Below are 17,333 nucleotides of genomic sequence, written 5' to 3'. Positions count from 1 at the left end.
AATTAAAAGTAGTAATATTAAAGGACTAATGGTTATCCAATATATGACTCAATGTGTTCATGCTTAATTGTAGGATCATGCTATGACTATAAGAAAAGTAGCGATAGTTGGTGGTGGGACATCAGGTTGGTTAGCTGCTAATCACTTAGGACTGGTTTTAAAGAACAATCCAGAACTCTCCATTACGCTCATCGAATCTCTAGATATCCCCATTATTGGTGTTGGTGAGGGGACTGTTCCCTCAATACGTAAATCATTATCAAGCTTTGGTATAAGTGAGTCAGACTTTATTAAATCTTGTGACGTCACTTTTAAACAGTCAATAAAGTTTGTAAATTGGCTCGATCGAGCAAAGCACGGAAACAATAATTTTTATCATCACCTTTTTGATATGCCGAGTCCATTGGGTGAGGATTTGACACCATATTGGTTAACTCATCCAAGAGAGCACTTTGCCGATTTAGTCTCGCCACAGCATGCCGTTTGTGAGGAAAATAAAGGACCTAAGTTTATAACAACTCCGGAGTATGGTGGCGTTATGGGTTATGCTTACCATCTTAATGCCGCAAAGTTTGCTAAGTTATTAGCTAAAAATTCCATTGAACGATTTAATGTTGAACATATTTATGCAACGGTAAATGATATTTCTTTAGAGAAAGATGGTTCTATTTGTTCATTGTTGACAGATAAAGGGGAGTTATTTTTTGATTTCTATATTGATTGCAGTGGTTTTGAATCTATTTTGTTAGCAAAAAGATTTGATGTACCATTTATTGATAAATCACACCAACTCTTCATTAATACAGCATTAGTTGCTCAAGTGCCCACACAGGCTTTAGATCAAATTCCGCCATTTACGATTGCAACGGCTCATCAGGCAGGGTGGATTTGGGATATTGCCCTCACGCAAAGACGTGGAACTGGTTTTGTCTACTCGACTGATTATATGAGTAATGCTGAAGCTGAAGATACATTTGATCAGTACTTAGGTGGTCAACTTGCCGATCTTTCACATAGAAAAATTGCTATGAAAGTTGGTTATCGTCAGCAGTTTTGGGTAAAAAATTGTGTTGCATTAGGCTTAGCACAGGGATTTTTAGAACCGATTGAAGCGACATCTATTCTACTGACGGACTTTTCTGCACGCTTTCTTGCGGAGCGATTTCCTTCCGATAAAGATGATATTGATTATCTTGCTAAGCGCTTTAATGAAACAGTTTCTCAAGCGTGGGAGAGAGTCGTTGAATTTGCTAAGTTACATTATTGTTTATCCGACAGGTCAGACTCTGCTTTTTGGCGTGATAATCGCACCGATGAAACTATTCCTGAAGGCTTAAAACAACGTCTTAAAATGTGGCAAGATTTTATTCCAATCGCAGAGGATTTTCCTTCAAAGTTTGAAGTGTTCAACAGAGAAAATTATTTATATGTGCTTTACGGTATGAAGTATTCTACTCGACCAACTTATAGCAATGCAGAAGTTGATCAACGCGTTGTTCAACATCTGGCTAAGATGACGTTGTTAAAAAGTAAAATGATAAGTGAGTTGCCAGATCATAGAGAACTACTTGATAAAATCCGTCTCTACGGATTGCAATCTATATAGAATTGTACGAGTTATATAGAAAAATATTAACAAGGAAAATAAAGATGACAACACATTATGTCCCTTTGAATGATTCTATTCATAGACACTTAAAAGTGAAAAACATTGTTGACTATAAATTTTTTGAAAACATGCACATGTTGCCTCTTCAGGTTCAAGAGTTCATGTCAGCAGCGACGAGCTTTCCTATTATATTTACCAAAAATTCTCAAACAGGTGAATTCTTACCTGTAGCAGTAACATCTTTAAAAGAAAACTCGAACAAATTGATGATAAATGGTAGATGGATTGCTCGTTATTTACCTATTCAAGTTCAATTGTATCCTTTTGGTGCGAGTTATATTGATAATGAAATCATTATTGGAATTGATCTAAATAACTCGTCTGTGTGTGAAAGCGGTGAAAATTCTTTGTTTACAGCTGATGGCGATAATACTGCTTATCTCAATACGCAGCTAGAGTTGGCCAGTCTTCAGGCTGACTATCTGGAAATGACAAAACATTTTATTAAGACTTTAATACAGCATGAGCTATTACAGCCTAGAACATTAACAGTAAATGCTCTGGACGGTACTAAGACCAACATTAATGGTATTTATACCGTTGATGAACAAAAAATTCATGAACTAGACGAAAGCGTTATGCTGGATTTTGCAAAACGTGGATTTTATTCTGTGATTTATGCACACCTTTGTTCTCTTAGTTTAATTGATTTAGTTATGGATAAATAACATTTAAAGAATGGTGTCATGCTGTATTGGTGGCATCAAATTATACGATTTATTTATGCTAGCTTTAAATTTAAGTAATGAATATGAATCACTTATAAATTTCTAACTCGCCAACATGACGCTACCCGTCAAAATGATCCAAATGGAGAAAAAGAGTTTTAATACTTTTACTGGGAGAAAGAGTGCTAATTTACGAGCAAGTAATCCTCCGATAATGGCGCCAGGACCTGCGAATAACACTAGCTCAAAGAGGGCATGGCTATTTGTTGAAAAAATATGGATAGGGCTTGCCGACCAGACTGTAATCGCAGAAACAACAACGCCAGTGGCGACCGCCATTTTGGCGCATAGTCCCCTTATCATGAGATAAATGACGACTAATTCACCGACGCCTACCGATAACCAAGCTGTGATAATACCGCCGAAATAGCCAATGAGAGCGAGCCAAAGAAAATCGACCAGCATTATAGAGCGAGTGATTTGTGTGCTACTTTTGCTACTGATAATGATGGCGATACCAAGCACTATCGAGAAAATGCTAAAGCTGGTGTGTAGCGAAGAGGGCGAATTGAGTTGTAGTAATTGGCTACTCCAGAAACCTAAGACAGAAAAGAAGGCTGCAAGTAATGATGCTTTTACAAAACCAGACCATGCATCATCTTCTCGGTGGTGCTTTTTATAATGCAGTGACCATGAAATCGCGCCTGCTGTCATGCCAAAGCATTGGATCATAAATGAAGTCGAGACACTTTGAGACTCACTAAAGTTGAGGCTCGAAAATACCGGAATAAAGATGACGCCACCGCCAGCTCCTGTCGAGTTTGCAAATATCGCTCCTGTGATTCCTAGAAAAACGAAGCGTCCATATTCTTGGATAAGATCAAATAGCGAATGAAAATGGCTCGCCCAAAATAACCAAGCTCCACAGAGTAGTAATATCAAACTGAGGTTAAGGTAATATCGATTTAAGCGCGGAGCAGGCTGGGTATTATTGGGCACAAGTGTGTTAATGGGATTCATCAATAGCTACCGTGATCTTTGTCATGTTATCGCTATGTTATCAATGAAAGACAGCGTTGTCACATAAGCTTGAATAAATAAATTAAACATTTTAAGTATATGAAAAATTAGCATTAATTATGTATTTTCATAAAAAATAACAATAATTGTCAAAAAAATGTAGAAATCCTGTTCTTTCTTGTGTACTTTAATAATGACAACGCTGTCATCTGCTTGTGTGACGCGTTGTTTGTAAGGTCTGCATGAGAGGATGAGGTCTCCTTATCATGTGTTTGGCAGGAGTATTGCTGTCGGGCGGCGATACGTTTGTCTTTGATATTTTGATAGTCTCTCCCCAGAAACTAGCGTGGGCTGGGTACTGTAAGCAGTGCCCAGCCATTTTTTTAGGATGTTTTTACGGTATTACTCAACTGCCTACCTCAGCACTTGAACGTTAGCGGCATAGATAAATAAAACTCACTGGTATAAACCAGATAATAAAAGAGGCTGCAATTTATGGCGATTCATTTAACGGCTGCGATGCGTGTCATTGCAATTGGCATGTCGAGTGTCATTGGCCATGTCGCACTCATCATGACAAGAAGAACGGTTTGCATCCCCCTGTTTATAATAGCATTAGCGTTTTTTTCGGCATTTTCCTCTTTTGCTGTATTTGCTGCCGACACAGCCACAAATAATTTAGCTTCAAATTCTGATGTGTCTAAATCGTCTGCACAGGTTTCAAAAACAATCACCACCGCGATACAGCAGGAATGGTTGCTAAAGTTACTTGATGAAGCACTGCGGCGCTCGGATTCGGGTTATCAAGCGCAAGAAATGTCGACTCAAATGAATCAAAAGCGCAAGGTTGAAGAAGCACTCGCTGGGACTGTCGACGTGTTTTGGAGCATGACCTCAAAAGAATTGGAAGAAACAGTGCTTCCCGTGCGCATTCCATTGTTTAAAGGGTTACTCGGTAATCGGCTGCTGATTATCCGTAAATCGGATGAGGCACGATTTGCTAATGTGAAAACCATGGCGGATTTTAGGCAGTTAAAGGCGGGGCAAAATCGTTATTGGCCCGATGCCACGATTTTAGAAGCCAATGGATTACCCGTCGTCACTAGCTATCAGTACACCAATTTATACCCCATGTTAGAAGGCGGGCGTTTCGATTATCTTGCCCTCGGCGCCCAAGAAATTGGCGAAGAACTCGCAAATCACCCCGATCCCGCACTTAAGGTCGATAGCCATATCCTGCTGCAATATCGCTCGCCAGCTTATTTCTTTGTTTCCCCTAAGCGCCCCGAACTTGCTGCGGCCATTTTAGCCGGGCTTGAAAGTATGGTAAGCGACGGCTCTTTTGATGAGATGTTTAATCGCGAGCTTAAAATTGAGCAGCTGTACCGTGAGGCTAAGTTTGAACAACGGGTGATTATCCGTCTTGATACACCTGATTTAAGTCCATTAACACCAATAGAGCGCACAGAATTATGGTTAGATCTTTTTAGTATGCAAGGTGCAAAATAATGAAAACATTAGCCTTAAAAGTACAGATTGGGTTAGCGGCAGCAATTTTTATGATTGTTAGCGTTCTGTTCGGTGCATCTTACTGGTTGGCGAGCGATAAATTGGCTGCCAGTGAAACTGAGTTTGAAGAAAATACCGTCGCCAATTTACAAGTGACCATGGCGCAGCCCATCTTCACCTACGACTATGAACAAATCCAAGCCGTGCTATCTGTGATGCTTAAATCTGCGCAGATTTATCATATTGTCGTGAGTGACCATCGCGGTAAAGTGTTAGCCGAGAGTCAACAGGCTCAAACAGTGGCCGATGAGTATCTAGTGAAACGTGAAATTCAATTTGCTGATCAAGGTAACCCAACGGGCCAATTGGCCATTCAGTTTTCTATGTTGCCTATTCGCGCTCAGTTGTCAGATTTACTCTTAGGTTATTTCTTGCAGGCGTTGTTAATTCTCGGTGGCAGTTTAATTGTTATCTTCATTATTCTTAAACGTTTAGTAATTAATCCACTTGGGAATGTGGTTCGCGCCATGGAAGAAATTGCCAGCGGTGACGGCGATTTATGCCACAGATTACCCGTTGAGAGTCAGGATGAGATTGGTCAGCTTGCCAAGGCATTTAATGGTTTTGTTGAGCAAATTCACGGCACGATTTCCAGAGTGCACGAAACCTCAGGGCAATTACTGGGCGATGCCAAAGCGCTGGGGTCACTGTCGCAAACCAACAATGATCGCGTGCAAACCCAACTAAAAGAAACCGAGGCGGCAGTGACGGCTGTAACTCAGCTAAGTGCCAGTGCTAACGAAGTTGCCATTAATGCCAAGCGCACCGCGGATGCAGCGAGTCAGGCCGATAAAGCGGTCGATGACAGTCAGCGGCAGTTCGATTCTGGATTAGATATTACCCGTAAGTTGGCATCTGAATTAGCCCGCTCGGCACTGTCTATTTCACAGTTACAGCAAGAAACGCAAAAGATTGATGAAGTCGTTGTAGTCATCAACAGTATTGCCGAGCAAACCAACTTACTGGCGCTTAATGCTGCCATTGAAGCGGCAAGGGCGGGTGAACAAGGGCGCGGTTTTGCTGTGGTTGCCGACGAAGTGCGTACGCTGGCGAGCCGAACCCAACAGGCAACTGGTGAGATCCAGAAGATGATCCAGCAGGTCCAGAGCCGAGTGGCCGAAACAGTCACTGTGATGAAAGCGAGCCAAGCCCTCTCAACTCAGGGCGTTAACCGCTCGGAAGAAATTAAGTTAGTACTCACTAAAGTGACTGATTTAGTCTCAAATATCAGTAATATGAACATCGAAGTTTCCCATGCGGCACAGGAGCAAACCTGCGTCACCGAAGCGATTTCTCGCACGTTAAATGATCTTGCCAATGTCTCAGGTTCAGCCTCACTCGATAGCGAGCACTTAGCGCACTCGAGCGAGCGACTGTTTCACCAAGGGGAAAGACTGCGGACGTTAGTAACTTCCTTCAGATTGTAGCCATTTCTGGAGCTAGATAAGGATAATCATGAAAAAAACACTCTCAGCAAGCGCCATTTTACTGGCTTTAGGATTAACGGCCTGTTCCGAGGCGCCTGTGACGCCTTACGCAGCGTCAGCCGATAAGGCTGTGGTTCAAACACAGCAAGCTCAGGACGCATTAACTCAAGCGCAGTTACAACAACTCGGGGATTCGTTAGTCGTAACTTACCGTGTTGTGACGAATGTGCCAGACGATAAGTGCCTAAAAGATAAAGCCGATGGCCGCTGTTTTGTCGCTCAAATTGATTTCGTGCCCGGTATGGATTTAGCCAGCCAAGATTGGGAAATTTATTTAAGCCAAATGCGCCCAGTGCAATCGGTTGAAAGCGGTGAATTGACGATAACGCACGTTAAAGGCGATTTACATCGTATTACGCCAACGGCTGCTTTTAAGGGATTTGTTAAAGGCGAGAAAAAGCAACTGACGTTCCGTGGTGAGCCGTGGCAATTGGCTGAAACCGACGCTATGCCAAACTATTACCTCGCAGCAAAAGGATTAGAACCCGTCATTATCGCCAGCACTCAAGTGGGTAAAGATGCCGAAACGGGTTTAGAGACGCGTCCGTATGTTGAAGGGTTTACGAATTTTAAAACCCAATATCAACGCACTGAAACGGATAAACTCGCGCCAGCCGATGCCACGCAATTATTTAAAGCCAATCAAAGCGTGAGTGAAGATGCCGCCTTGGCTGTGGATACCATTATCCCAACTCCACAAAAGGTGAAGATCCATTCAACCGATACACCAGTATCCCTTGCTGGTGGTATTAAGCTCGAATATCAGCAAGATAACCCAGAGCAAAAGAGTCAAGTTGCGGCGGCGGTGGCACGTTTAGCTCGCCTGGGTGTGGCTGAATCTGCGAGTGGCATTACGGTGAAATTTGCCAGCCAAAAAGGGGATGAGGGCCGTTATCGCTTAGATATTCAGCCAACTGAAATTGTGATCGCTGCCAATGATGCGGCGGGCTTCTCTTACGGTTTGTCATCATTAGCAAGCCTTGTGGATGTGAATTCGCTGAAAATGAATGCCATGACCATCGAAGACAGCCCACGTTATCCGTTCCGTGGTATGCACATTGATGTGGCACGTAATTTCCACAGCAAACAATTGTTGCTGGATTTGCTCGACCAAATGGCGGCTTATAAGCTCAATAAACTGCATTTACACATGGCTGACGATGAAGGTTGGCGACTCGAAATCGACGGGTTACCTGAGCTGACCGACATCGGTAGTAAACGTTGTCATGATCTTGCTGAAAATACCTGTCTGTTACCGCAACTGGGCAGTGGTCCTTTTGCGGAGTCGAGCGTTAATGGTTTCTATACTAAACAAGACTATATCGACATAGTGAAATATGCCGAGGCGCGTCAAATTCAAGTGATCCCATCAATGGATATGCCGGGTCATAGCCGCGCCGCGATTAAAGCGATGGATGCGCGTTTTCGTCGATTACAGGCTGAAGACGTAGAGCTTAAAAACACGGGCAAAGTGCAAGTTGTCCCTGTCCAGGAAACGGCAAATCAAGCTAGCACAGCGGTAAAAGCTTTAGATGCGGGCGCTCGTCAATTGCAAGCTGAAGGGAAAACCACTGCAGCTGAGCAATATTTGTTATCCGATGCAAATGACAAGACAGTTTATTCTTCAGTGCAATATTACGACGACAATACGCTTAACGTGTGTATGGAGTCGACTTATCACTTTGTCGATAAAGTGATTGATGAAATTGCCAAGTTACACCAAGCCGCGGGTCAACCATTGACGCGTTACCACATTGGGGCCGATGAAACGGCGGGAGCTTGGAAACAATCTCCGCAGTGTTTAGCATTTGTCGCCCATAACGATAAAGGCGTTAAGTCGATAGATGACTTAGGCGCTTATTTTATTGAACGAATTTCGACTATGTTAGCGGCAAAAGGCATTGAAGCAGCAGGATGGAGCGATGGTATGAGCCATGTTCGCCCTGAAAATATGCCCGCTAAGGTGCAGTCTAATATTTGGGATGTGATAGCCCACAAAGGTCATTCGCGCGCCAATCAGCAGGCGAATCTCGGCTGGGAAACCGTACTTTCTAATCCTGAGGTGTTGTACTTTGACTTCCCCTATGAGGCCGATCCTAAAGAGCATGGTTATTACTGGGCGAGCCGCGCGACCAATAGCCATAAAGTCTTTAGCTTTATGCCTGATAATTTAGCCGCTAACGCCGAGCAATGGACCGATATTGAAAATCAGCCATTCGAAGCGGATGACAGAATAAAATTTGATGAGGCGGGTAACAAAGTCTCGGGTCCAAGGGAGAAAGGCAAACCCTTTACTGGCTTGCAAGGGCAGGTTTGGAGTGAGTCGATTCGCAGTGACGATACGATTGAATACATGGTGTTTCCGCGTTTGTTGATGCTGGCTGAGCGTGCTTGGCATCAAGCTGCGTGGGAAGTGCCTTATCAGTATCAAGGCGCTGTGTATAACCAAAGCTCTGGGGCTTTTACCTTAGCCATGCGTGATGCACAGGCAAAGGAGTGGCGACAACTTGCGAATACCTTGGGCCACAAAGAGTTTATCAAGCTAGATAAAGCGGGGATTGATTATCGCGTACCGACGGTCGGCGCCGAGATCCGTGACGGTAAACTGTTTGCCAATATTGCCTATCCCGGCCTTAAACTCGAATACCGTAGCCTCAATGGCGAATGGCAAGTTTATCAAGCGGGATTGGCGGTCACTGCACCGATTGAGATCCGAGCCATTGCGGCCGATGGTATTCGTAAAGGCCGAAGTTTAATCGTTAACTAAATCGTTTTTATATCTGGCTGTATTTTAAAGATAAAATACAGCCTTTTTGTTTTTCTGTGTCAGTGATTTCCGATATTTTATTTTAGATGAAGAATTGCCTTAAAAAGTAAATGACAACGCTGTCATTTTTGCTGTAACATTGAGTTAACTAAAGTTGAGCGCTGTATTAACGGCAAATAATAAGCAACGGTAGCGCTGCATTGATAGGTGAAGAGGGGTGTCATGGGGTTAGTCCAGACAAAAGATCAACCACTGTTTATAGGTGTAGATGGAGGCGGTAGTAAATGCCGAGCCACCATCTACTGCGCAGACGGTACCGTTTTAGGGACAGGTGTTGCTGGACGCGCAAATCCACTGCATGGTCTCACACAAACATTTGAATCCATTGAAGCATCGACTCGCCTGGCGTTGCTAGATGCGGGCATGAACGAGAGCGATAGTCACTTGCTGGTGGCGGGTCTTGGTCTTGCTGGCGTAAATGTCCCTAGGTTATATCAAGATGTTATCAACTGGCAGCATCCTTTTGCGGCCATGTATGTCACCACAGATCTGCATACGGCTTGTATTGGTGCCCACCGCGGTGCCGATGGCGCGGTGATCATCACGGGTACTGGCTCTTGCGGTTATGCCCATGTTGGTGATACCAGCTTGAGTATTGGTGGTTATGGTTTTGCATTGGGCGATAAGGGCAGCGGTGCTTGGCTTGGATTAAAAGCCGCCGAACACGTGTTGTTAGCACTCGATGGCTTTGCCGTACCAACCCGATTAACTGACATGCTGCTGAGCTACTTTAAGGTCACTGATGCGCTCGGTATTGTCGAAAATCTAGCCGGTAAATCATCAAGTTGCTATGCCGCATTAGCCAGAAGCGTACTCGATTGCGCCAATGAAGGTGACGCGGTCGCGACGGCCATAGTGCAAGAAGGCGCAGATTATATTAGCGACATGGCGCGTAAGCTATTTAGCCTTAATCCGGTGCGTTTTTCTATGATCGGTGGCCTTGCTGAGCCTTTACAAGCTTGGCTCGGTACCGATGTGGTCGCCAAAATTTCAGAAACCTTAGCACCACCTGAATTCGGTGCTATGTATTTCGCCCAGCAAGAATTTAATAAGTCGTTGTCAGTGCACATAGGCACTGAAGCCAAATCTTGTATTTGAACGTGAAGGTAAAAGACATGACAAACACTATTATGGAACAAGAAGCACGCACTGCACCGCAAAAAATTGCGGGTCAATTAGAAGCTAACGCTGACATCATGCAGCAGTTAGGTGAGAAACTGCGCGCCTTCGCCCCTCGTTTTGTGATGATAGTAGGTCGCGGCTCATCGGATCATGCGGGTGTGTTCGCTAAGTACTTATTTGAAATCGAAGCGGGCGTACCGACGTTTGCCGCCGCCCCTTCAGTGGCGAGTGTGTATGGTAAGACCTTGAAACTCGAAGGCGCATTAGTGATTGTGATTTCGCAATCTGGCCGTAGCCCTGATATTTTGGCGCAGGCGCGTATGGCAAAAAATGCCGGCGCTTTCTGTGTTGCCTTAGTGAATGATGAAACCGCACCGATTAAAGATATCGTCGATGTTGTTGTACCTTTACGTGCCGGCGAAGAAAAAGCGGTTGCCGCGACTAAGAGTTATCTCGCAACGCTGTCGGCGATTTTACAACTCGCCGCCGCTTGGACTCAAAGCGAATCGCTCGCTAGCGCCGTAGCGTCTTTACCCCAAGCGCTGCAAACGGCGGTGGACGCTGAGCCACAACTCACACCAGAATCCGTTGCCGACGTGAAGAACTTAGTCGTACTCGGCCGTGGTTTAGGTTATGCGGTATCTAAGGAAATCGCGCTTAAGCTAAAAGAAGTGTGTTCAATCCATGCCGAAGCGTTCAGTAGTGCAGAGTTCCTCCACGGCCCTGTCACTTTAGTTGAGAAAAAACTCACTATCGTCGATGTGTGTATTGGCGATGAATCCTACGCTAGCCATATTGAACAAATTGAAAACGTGAGCCAACGCGGCGCCGATTTAGTGCATCTGAATCAAACCTCTACTGACATTCACCCACGTGTGGCGCCGTTAGCGTTATTACAACGTTTCTATATCGATGTGGCTGCGGTTGCGATTGCTCGCGGTATCGATCCCGATCAACCTGCTGGCCTTAAAAAAGTGACGCAAACGCTCTAAGTTACCGAGCTTTAAGCGGCCAACGTTTAAATAGGTGCTGCGGATTAGATTTAGCGGACTTTTAGCTGCACGATTAAACCTGTTCAGCTAAGCCCTCGCAGTGAACTTAATTTAAGACTTAAGTCACTCGTGTTATTTATTGAAAGAGGTTTGCGATGAAAATCACCTTGATCGCCGAGCGTATTTTTGATGGTGAATATTTCCATCAAGATGTGCCTGTTACTGTTGAAGACGGGCACATTCTGGCGTTTGATACGGTTGTTGGCGCGAAGGAAATCCGCCAAGTCGGAACGTTGGTGCCAGGTTTTATCGATGTACAAGTGAACGGCGGCGGTGGGGCGTTATTCAATGCCAATCCGAGTGTTGATTGTATTGAGACTATCGGCCGTGCCCATGCGCGTTTTGGCACGACAGGATTTTTACCCACACTTATCACCGATGATGTCAGCGTGATGGCCAATGCGGCCGATGCCGTGGCTGAGGCTTTAGTCAAAGGTAGCGCTGGCGTTTTAGGGGTGCATTTTGAAGGGCCACATTTATCTGTACCTAAAAAAGGTGTGCATCCACAGGGCTTTATTCGCGAAATCACAGAGGCTGAACTCGCCGTATTTTGTCGTCAAGATCTGGGGATTAAAGTGGTCACGCTTGCGCCTGAGAATGTGTCACCAGAGGTGATCCGCACGCTTGTCGCCTCGGGCGTTAAGGTGTGTTTGGGTCATTCTAATGCCGACTACGATACTGTGGTTGCGGCATTAGCGGCAGGCGCGACGGGCTTTACTCATCTTTATAATGCGATGTCTCCTCTAGGTTCCCGCGAGCCAGGCATGGTTGGCGCGGCGATTGAGAGTGAAACCGCTTGGTGTGGTTTGATTGTCGATGGTCACCATGTGCATCCCGCGGCGGCAAAGGTCGCACTACGGGCAAAACCTAGGGGCAAAATGATGTTAGTCACAGATGCTATGCCGCCAGTTGGTATGGACGATGAGACTAGCTTCGAGCTCTTTGGTACTCAAGTACTGAGAGTCGGCGATAGATTAAATGCTGTGACAGGTGAGCTGGCGGGCTGTGTGCTCGATATGGCGACTGCGGTCAATAATACAGTGAACTTATTAGGTTTACCTTTGGCGGAAGCCTTGAGAATGGCGGCGTTATATCCCGCACAGTTCCTCGGGATTGAGCATAAGGCTGGCCGTTTAGCACTGGGACATAGGGCTGATTTTGTTTTGCTCGATGCGCAGAACAAAGTGCAGGCAAACTACATTGCGGGACGGGCAGTCTATTCAGGGCCGATTTATGCGGGCCAGGCAATAGGGGCACACCCTTAAATCGCTTTTGCAGTTTAGGTGATTTTTAACATATATACCCAAACTACCTGAAAATGCAGGATTCAGCGGGAATTTAACGCACTTTAGGCAATGCCATTTATTGCTCCTGCATAAATGGCATTCACGCCATCCATGGCGATTGCGGTTATTTGCAGACCTAGTGGACTAAGTTAAAAATAACCAACGCAGTATAAAGTGCGTTAAAACCCGCCGAGACGGAGTGCCTAGGGCGCTCCACTTCCGTGTTGCATCAATTCAAAAGGTGGCCGACATTCTGTCATTGATGCGCCTTGAATTGAAGCACCCTAGGCGCTCTGAAACTCGTATCTTCAGGTCGCTTGGGTATAGCCCTTGTCGTATTTTGATGACAGGGGCTAAGTTTTTTTATTGTACAGCACTCATTTTAAACAGTATTAGTTTTGTACAGTATTAGTTTTGCTCAACTTTTATAAAAGCTTTTAATAACAATAATAAAGGATGATGGCATGGGGACTACACAGACAAACGCAATTATGCCAGCAAAGGTGAATAAACCTAGGTTGATGTCTCTGGATGCACTGCGCGGCTTCGATATGTTTTGGATTTTGGGCGGTGAGGCCCTGTTTGGGGGCTTGCTTATTTTAACGGGCTGGGCAGGTTGGCAATGGGGCGATGAACAAATGCACCATAGCCAATGGCATGGTTTTCACTTCTACGATTTGATTTTTCCGCTGTTTATTTTCCTCTCTGGTGTGGCCTTAGGTTTATCTCCCAAACGTTTAGATAAATTACCGATGAAGGATCGATTACCTGTGTATCGGCATGGGATTAAACGACTCTTTTTATTGCTGCTACTGGGCATTTTATATAATCACGGTTGGGGTACGGGCGCGCCTGCCGATCCTGAAAAAATTCGCTATGCCAGTGTGTTAGGTCGAATCGCCTTTGCATGGTTCTTTGCCGCATTATTGGTGTGGCACACGAGTCTACGAACTCAAATTATCGTCGCCTTGGGTATTTTGCTCGGTTATGGCGCAATCCAACTTTGGTTGCCTTTCCCCGGTGGACAGGCAGGCGTGCTCTCGCCAACGGAATCCATCAATGCCTATGTCGATTCGATTTTATTACCCGGCGTGAGCTATCAGGGACGCACGCCCGATCCAGAGGGTTTACTGTCGACTATTCCCGCCATCGTCAATGCGTTAGCAGGGGTATTTGTCGGCCACTTTATTGTTAAATCCCATCCTAAAGGCGAGTGGGCCAAAGTGGGGTTGCTCGCCGCTGCGGGTGGCGTTTGCTTAGCCTTAGGTTGGCTGTTAGATCTTGTCATTCCGGTCAATAAAGAGCTGTGGACCAGTTCATTTGTGCTGGTGACGTCGGGCTGGAGCATGTTACTGCTGGCGGTATTCTATGCCTTAGTCGATGTGCTTAAGTGGCAAAAATCCGCATTTTTCTTCGTGGTGATAGGCACCAACGCCATCATTATTTACTTAGCGTCGAGCTTAGTGGATTGGAAATATATCGCCCAAAGCGTGTTTGGCGGCTTAGTGCTGGCCTTGCCTGAAAGCGCTCAAACGTTAGCAGCGGTTGTCAGCTTGATTGCTGTGCAGTGGCTGGTTTTATATTGGATGTATCGCCGCAATATTTTTGTCAGGATTTAGTCAGTTCGCTTAATCGCTTGAGATAAGCCGCACACACTCAGTGTCTGCGGCTTTTTTTACATTATTTTCTGGATGTGAGTCATCACTTACTTATAACTTATCAGTTAGCCAATCGAGGATTACGAGGGAATATTCGCGAGAATTTATTAAATGACAGCGTTGTCTTTTTGTGTTATTTGTTTTAACATCACTGAAACAATGGTGCGTTTGGATGATAACATTAGCCATTGCGGACGAGTCGCAATACGGATATTCGGGAACTTAGGCATTAATGTAAACCCCGTTATCACCTCAATAATTAATTACTATAAGAAGCAGGTTTATGGAAATGACACTCGATAAAAGCCAGCAAAAAAGCAGCTTTCTCCCCATGGCCATAGTGGCCGCTCTCTTTTTCATCCTCGGATTCGCCACTTGGTTGAATGGTTCATTGATGCCGTATTTGAAACAAATATTGCAACTCAATCCCTTTCAAGCGTCGTTGATCCTGTTTTCTTTTTATATCGCAGTGACCTTTACTGCCTTGCCATCCGCTTGGCTTATTCGCAAAGTCGGTTATAAGAATGGTATGGCGATTGGCATGGGCGTAATGATGCTGGCGGGTTTACTGTTTATCCCCGCCGCGGAAACCCAAATATTTGCCTTATTCCTTTTCGCTCAATTAGTGATGGGCGCGGGCCAAACTCTATTACAAACTGCGGTTAACCCTTATGTGGTGCGTTTAGGCCCTGAAGAATCCGCCGCTGCCCGTGTGAGTGTGATGGGTATTTTGAATAAAGGTGCGGGTGTGATTGCGCCTTTGGTGTTCTCTGCACTGATTTTAGACAGTTTTAAAGACCGTATTGGTACTGAGCTGACTCAAATTCAAATTGAAGAAATGGCCGACGGCCTAGTATTCCCTTATTTAGGCATGGCGATTTTTATCGGAATTTTAGCGCTAGCGGTAAAAAAATCCCCATTACCAGAATTATCCAATGAAGATGAAGTGGCTGAAAATACCGATAAAGGCCAACTTAAAGCGGCACTGTCTCACCCTAACTTAGCCTTTGGCGTGCTGGCGCTGTTTGTGTATGTAGCGGTGGAAGTGATCGCCGGTGACACTATCGGCACTTTTGCGTTATCACTCGGGGTTGAACATTACGGGGTGATGACCTCCTATACCATGGTGTGTATGGTGCTGGGTTATTCTTTAGGTATCCTGTTAATCCCGCGTTTTATCTCCCAACCTAAGGCCTTGATGGTGTCGGCCATTCTGGGTTTGTTACTGACATGCGGTATTTTGTTTGGCGACAATAATTCCTACGCTATTGCTAATGTTTTGTTAGTGCCTTTTGGCGGTGTTGCGCTGCCCGATACTTTGTTGATGATTGCCTTTCTTGGTTTAGCTAATGCAATCGTTTGGCCTGCGGTGTGGCCGCTAGCCTTGTCTGGTATGGGGAAATTGACCAGTACAGGTTCAGCATTACTCATCATGGGGATTGCGGGTGGCGCCTTTGGTCCAGTGTCTTGGGGCTTAATGAGCTCAGCGACAGATATGGGCATGCAGGGCGGTTATATTGTGATGTTGCCCTGTTATCTGTTCATCCTGTTCTACGCGGTGAAAGGTCATAAGATGCGTAGTTGGTAGACAAGTAAGCTTGAGTCGCTAAAAAGAAGCCCTCGATGATGAGGGCTTTTTGTGTCTTAGTTTATCTAAGCGGTTCTTGTGAACTTTATACTAAGGCCAAATTAGAACGCGTAACTTACGCTAGCAAGTACGGTATCTGAGTTTTTAAATACACCATCAGAGACCTTTTGATCGCCGCTAAGATCTGTGCCTAACCAAGCGAGAGAAAGCCCAAAACCTGATAGTTCAGTCGATACGCCAACAGAGTAATCTGAGTAGCTATCAAAACCTTCACCGTCATCTAATGCATCACCCACGTTATAGCCGTAGTGCAGATCGAGGCTCCAGTTCTCAACAAATTCATAGGAATAGTTAAGCTCAGCGTAGTGATAGTCTAAATCAGTGCCGCCATAGTCATTGGTGTACCAGTAAGCGGCGCGAAAGCCTTTAAAATCCATACCAGCCGTGACTTCAAAGTAGCCTATGTCACTCTCGCCAGAGTAGTTATAACGGTTAAGGGTAATGTCGTAGGTCAGATCTTCGTTGATCTCACCGCCATAGGCGACATAGAAATCGTATTCGATGGCAGGGCCGTTATAGCCTGGCTCATCAAAGTCCACGTTACTTGCCCAAGCGCCGACAGAGAAACCCGAGTCGAAGCTCCAATCGATACCGCCTTGCAGGGCAGGATCGCCAGCGGTTTGTGATACGCCGCGAAAACGATAGTCGTTAGTGAGACTAATTTCCCCTGTTACTTCGGCGGCGGCCATGCCGGAGAATAGGGTCGTGGTTAGCGCGAGTCCGACAAGCTGTACCAGCCGTTTTTTATTCAGATTGTTATACACGGTATTTCTCCCATTTTCTTTGTTGACTCGGACGTGTTACTGGCGGCCATGGTTATTCAATCGTGCCAGTGCATCCGTTGGTTTGCCAAACAACAGCCTAGGAAAACCCGTTGCTGTGACCTCATGGCGAGTATTGCTAAGATAACTTAGCTTGTTTGAGGCTAACATCAGCCTCGTTGATCTCACTTTTGTTCGAAAATGACGTAAACCTTGCGGCAGGGTTCCACGACTTCCCAAGTGCCTTGAAAACCCGCGGGTATAATAAACCTGTCACCCACAGTGAACGTCTGCGATTGACCTTGAAGATCAGTGATAACACTTATCCCTTCGAGGATTTCGCAGTACTCGTATTCAGTGTAGTTTATTTTCCAAGCGCCTGATTCACTTTGCCAAATTCCACTGTGAAATTGATCACAAGGACTAGAATAATGATTCTCTAGCCCTTGAGTTGGATTGCCTGCTAACAACTTTTCCATCGGTAACTGATAGGTTTCGACGGGTGTTTGCGCCGTAGCAAAGCGAATAATGGCGTTGATACTCACAGTCATTTGCGATTTCCTTGT

General features: G+C 45.2%; 14 protein-coding genes. 10 read left to right on the top strand and 4 right to left on the bottom strand.

Going from position 1 to position 17,333, the window contains the following annotated elements:
- Nucleotides 1-82: 82 nt before the first annotated feature.
- Complete coding sequence (locus ACHA99_RS01725) at nt 83-1,606, top strand: tryptophan halogenase family protein (protein ID WP_330147347.1); 1,524 nt, start codon at nt 83-85, stop codon at nt 1,604-1,606.
- Nucleotides 1,607-1,650: 44 nt separating this feature from the next.
- The gene (locus tag ACHA99_RS01720; protein WP_393940688.1) at nt 1,651-2,337 is read left to right on the top strand and encodes a SapC family protein; all 687 of its coding nucleotides are present in this window, start codon (nt 1,651-1,653) and stop codon (nt 2,335-2,337) included.
- Nucleotides 2,338-2,439: 102 nt separating this feature from the next.
- Here the strand turns inward: ACHA99_RS01720 and ACHA99_RS01715 are convergent, their stop codons facing one another.
- Nucleotides 2,440-3,357, bottom strand: coding sequence for a sulfite exporter TauE/SafE family protein (locus tag ACHA99_RS01715; RefSeq protein WP_393940686.1), 918 nt, complete (start codon nt 3,355-3,357; stop codon nt 2,440-2,442).
- A gap of 495 nt (nt 3,358-3,852) precedes the next feature.
- On the opposite strand from ACHA99_RS01715, the gene ACHA99_RS01710 reads away from it, so the two are divergent.
- The 8 genes from ACHA99_RS01710 to nagP all read left to right on the top strand — a co-directional run bounded on the left by ACHA99_RS01710 (nt 3,853) and on the right by nagP (nt 15,946).
- On the top strand, nt 3,853-4,866 hold the full coding sequence (locus tag ACHA99_RS01710) for an ABC transporter substrate-binding protein (RefSeq protein WP_131525463.1): 1,014 nt from the start codon (nt 3,853-3,855) through the stop codon (nt 4,864-4,866).
- Nucleotides 4,866-6,353: a methyl-accepting chemotaxis protein gene (locus ACHA99_RS01705; RefSeq protein WP_393940684.1), complete on the top strand. Its 1,488-nt coding sequence runs from the start codon at nt 4,866-4,868 to the stop codon at nt 6,351-6,353. The genes ACHA99_RS01710 and ACHA99_RS01705 overlap by 1 nt, the downstream gene beginning before the upstream one ends.
- 28 nt (nt 6,354-6,381) lie before the next feature.
- Nucleotides 6,382-9,180 carry a family 20 glycosylhydrolase gene (locus ACHA99_RS01700; RefSeq protein ID WP_393940682.1) on the top strand — a complete coding sequence of 933 codons (2,799 nt, stop codon included), beginning with the start codon at nt 6,382-6,384 and terminating at the stop codon, nt 9,178-9,180.
- A 222-nt stretch (nt 9,181-9,402) separates the two neighbouring features.
- Nucleotides 9,403-10,338, top strand: coding sequence for an N-acetylglucosamine kinase (gene nagK / locus ACHA99_RS01695; RefSeq protein ID WP_393940680.1), 936 nt, complete (start codon nt 9,403-9,405; stop codon nt 10,336-10,338).
- A 17-nt stretch (nt 10,339-10,355) separates the two neighbouring features.
- Nucleotides 10,356-11,354: a glucosamine-6-phosphate deaminase NagB-II gene (gene nagB-II, locus ACHA99_RS01690; protein ID WP_220592270.1), complete on the top strand. Its 999-nt coding sequence runs from the start codon at nt 10,356-10,358 to the stop codon at nt 11,352-11,354.
- A 155-nt stretch (nt 11,355-11,509) separates the two neighbouring features.
- Entirely contained in the window at nt 11,510-12,679 is a 1,170-nt protein-coding gene (gene nagA / locus ACHA99_RS01685; protein ID WP_393940677.1) for an N-acetylglucosamine-6-phosphate deacetylase, read from the top strand.
- A 485-nt stretch (nt 12,680-13,164) separates the two neighbouring features.
- The gene (nagX, locus tag ACHA99_RS01680; RefSeq protein WP_393940675.1) at nt 13,165-14,319 is read left to right on the top strand and encodes a transmembrane glucosamine N-acetyltransferase NagX; all 1,155 of its coding nucleotides are present in this window, start codon (nt 13,165-13,167) and stop codon (nt 14,317-14,319) included.
- Nucleotides 14,320-14,647: 328 nt separating this feature from the next.
- Entirely contained in the window at nt 14,648-15,946 is a 1,299-nt protein-coding gene (gene nagP / locus ACHA99_RS01675; protein ID WP_393940716.1) for an N-acetylglucosamine MFS transporter NagP, read from the top strand.
- Between the two features lie 101 nt (nt 15,947-16,047).
- Here nagP and ACHA99_RS01670 read toward each other — a convergent pair whose 3' ends face one another.
- The 3 genes from ACHA99_RS01670 to ACHA99_RS01660 are packed head-to-tail and all read right to left on the bottom strand — an operon-like array spanning nt 16,048 to nt 17,318.
- Nucleotides 16,048-16,770, bottom strand: coding sequence for a TorF family putative porin (locus ACHA99_RS01670; protein WP_006080670.1), 723 nt, complete (start codon nt 16,768-16,770; stop codon nt 16,048-16,050).
- A gap of 36 nt (nt 16,771-16,806) precedes the next feature.
- A complete protein-coding gene (locus tag ACHA99_RS01665) occupies nt 16,807-16,938 on the bottom strand; it encodes a hypothetical protein (protein WP_393940672.1) in 132 nt (43 codons plus the stop codon).
- 14 nt (nt 16,939-16,952) lie between these two features.
- Nucleotides 16,953-17,318, bottom strand: coding sequence for a cupin domain-containing protein (locus ACHA99_RS01660; RefSeq protein WP_393940670.1), 366 nt, complete (start codon nt 17,316-17,318; stop codon nt 16,953-16,955).
- Between the last annotated feature and the right edge of the window lie 15 nt (nt 17,319-17,333).

This window comes from Shewanella sp. S23-S33 (assembly GCF_043359565.1).
Lineage (GTDB): Bacteria > Pseudomonadota > Gammaproteobacteria > Enterobacterales > Shewanellaceae > Shewanella > Shewanella oncorhynchi.
This window is presented reverse-complemented; position numbering and strand designations above follow the sequence as displayed.

Bases quoted from the DNA above. Each gene is read 5' to 3' on its own strand.
- nagB-II (WP_220592270.1), top strand. From the start codon at position 10,356: ATGACAAACACTATTATGGAACAAGAAGCACGCACTGCACCGCAAAAA.
- nagX (WP_393940675.1), top strand. From the start codon at position 13,165: ATGGGGACTACACAGACAAACGCAATTATGCCAGCAAAGGTGAATAAA.
- nagA (WP_393940677.1), top strand. From the start codon at position 11,510: ATGAAAATCACCTTGATCGCCGAGCGTATTTTTGATGGTGAATATTTC.
- ACHA99_RS01665 (WP_393940672.1), bottom strand. From the start codon at position 16,938: ATGTTAGCCTCAAACAAGCTAAGTTATCTTAGCAATACTCGCCATGAG.
- ACHA99_RS01660 (WP_393940670.1), bottom strand. From the start codon at position 17,318: ATGACTGTGAGTATCAACGCCATTATTCGCTTTGCTACGGCGCAAACA.
- nagP (WP_393940716.1), top strand. From the start codon at position 14,648: ATGACACTCGATAAAAGCCAGCAAAAAAGCAGCTTTCTCCCCATGGCC.
- ACHA99_RS01720 (WP_393940688.1), top strand. From the start codon at position 1,651: ATGACAACACATTATGTCCCTTTGAATGATTCTATTCATAGACACTTA.
- ACHA99_RS01710 (WP_131525463.1), top strand. From the start codon at position 3,853: ATGGCGATTCATTTAACGGCTGCGATGCGTGTCATTGCAATTGGCATG.
- ACHA99_RS01725 (WP_330147347.1), top strand. From the start codon at position 83: ATGACTATAAGAAAAGTAGCGATAGTTGGTGGTGGGACATCAGGTTGG.
- ACHA99_RS01705 (WP_393940684.1), top strand. From the start codon at position 4,866: ATGAAAACATTAGCCTTAAAAGTACAGATTGGGTTAGCGGCAGCAATT.
- ACHA99_RS01715 (WP_393940686.1), bottom strand. From the start codon at position 3,357: ATGAATCCCATTAACACACTTGTGCCCAATAATACCCAGCCTGCTCCG.
- nagK (WP_393940680.1), top strand. From the start codon at position 9,403: ATGGGGTTAGTCCAGACAAAAGATCAACCACTGTTTATAGGTGTAGAT.
- ACHA99_RS01700 (WP_393940682.1), top strand. From the start codon at position 6,382: ATGAAAAAAACACTCTCAGCAAGCGCCATTTTACTGGCTTTAGGATTA.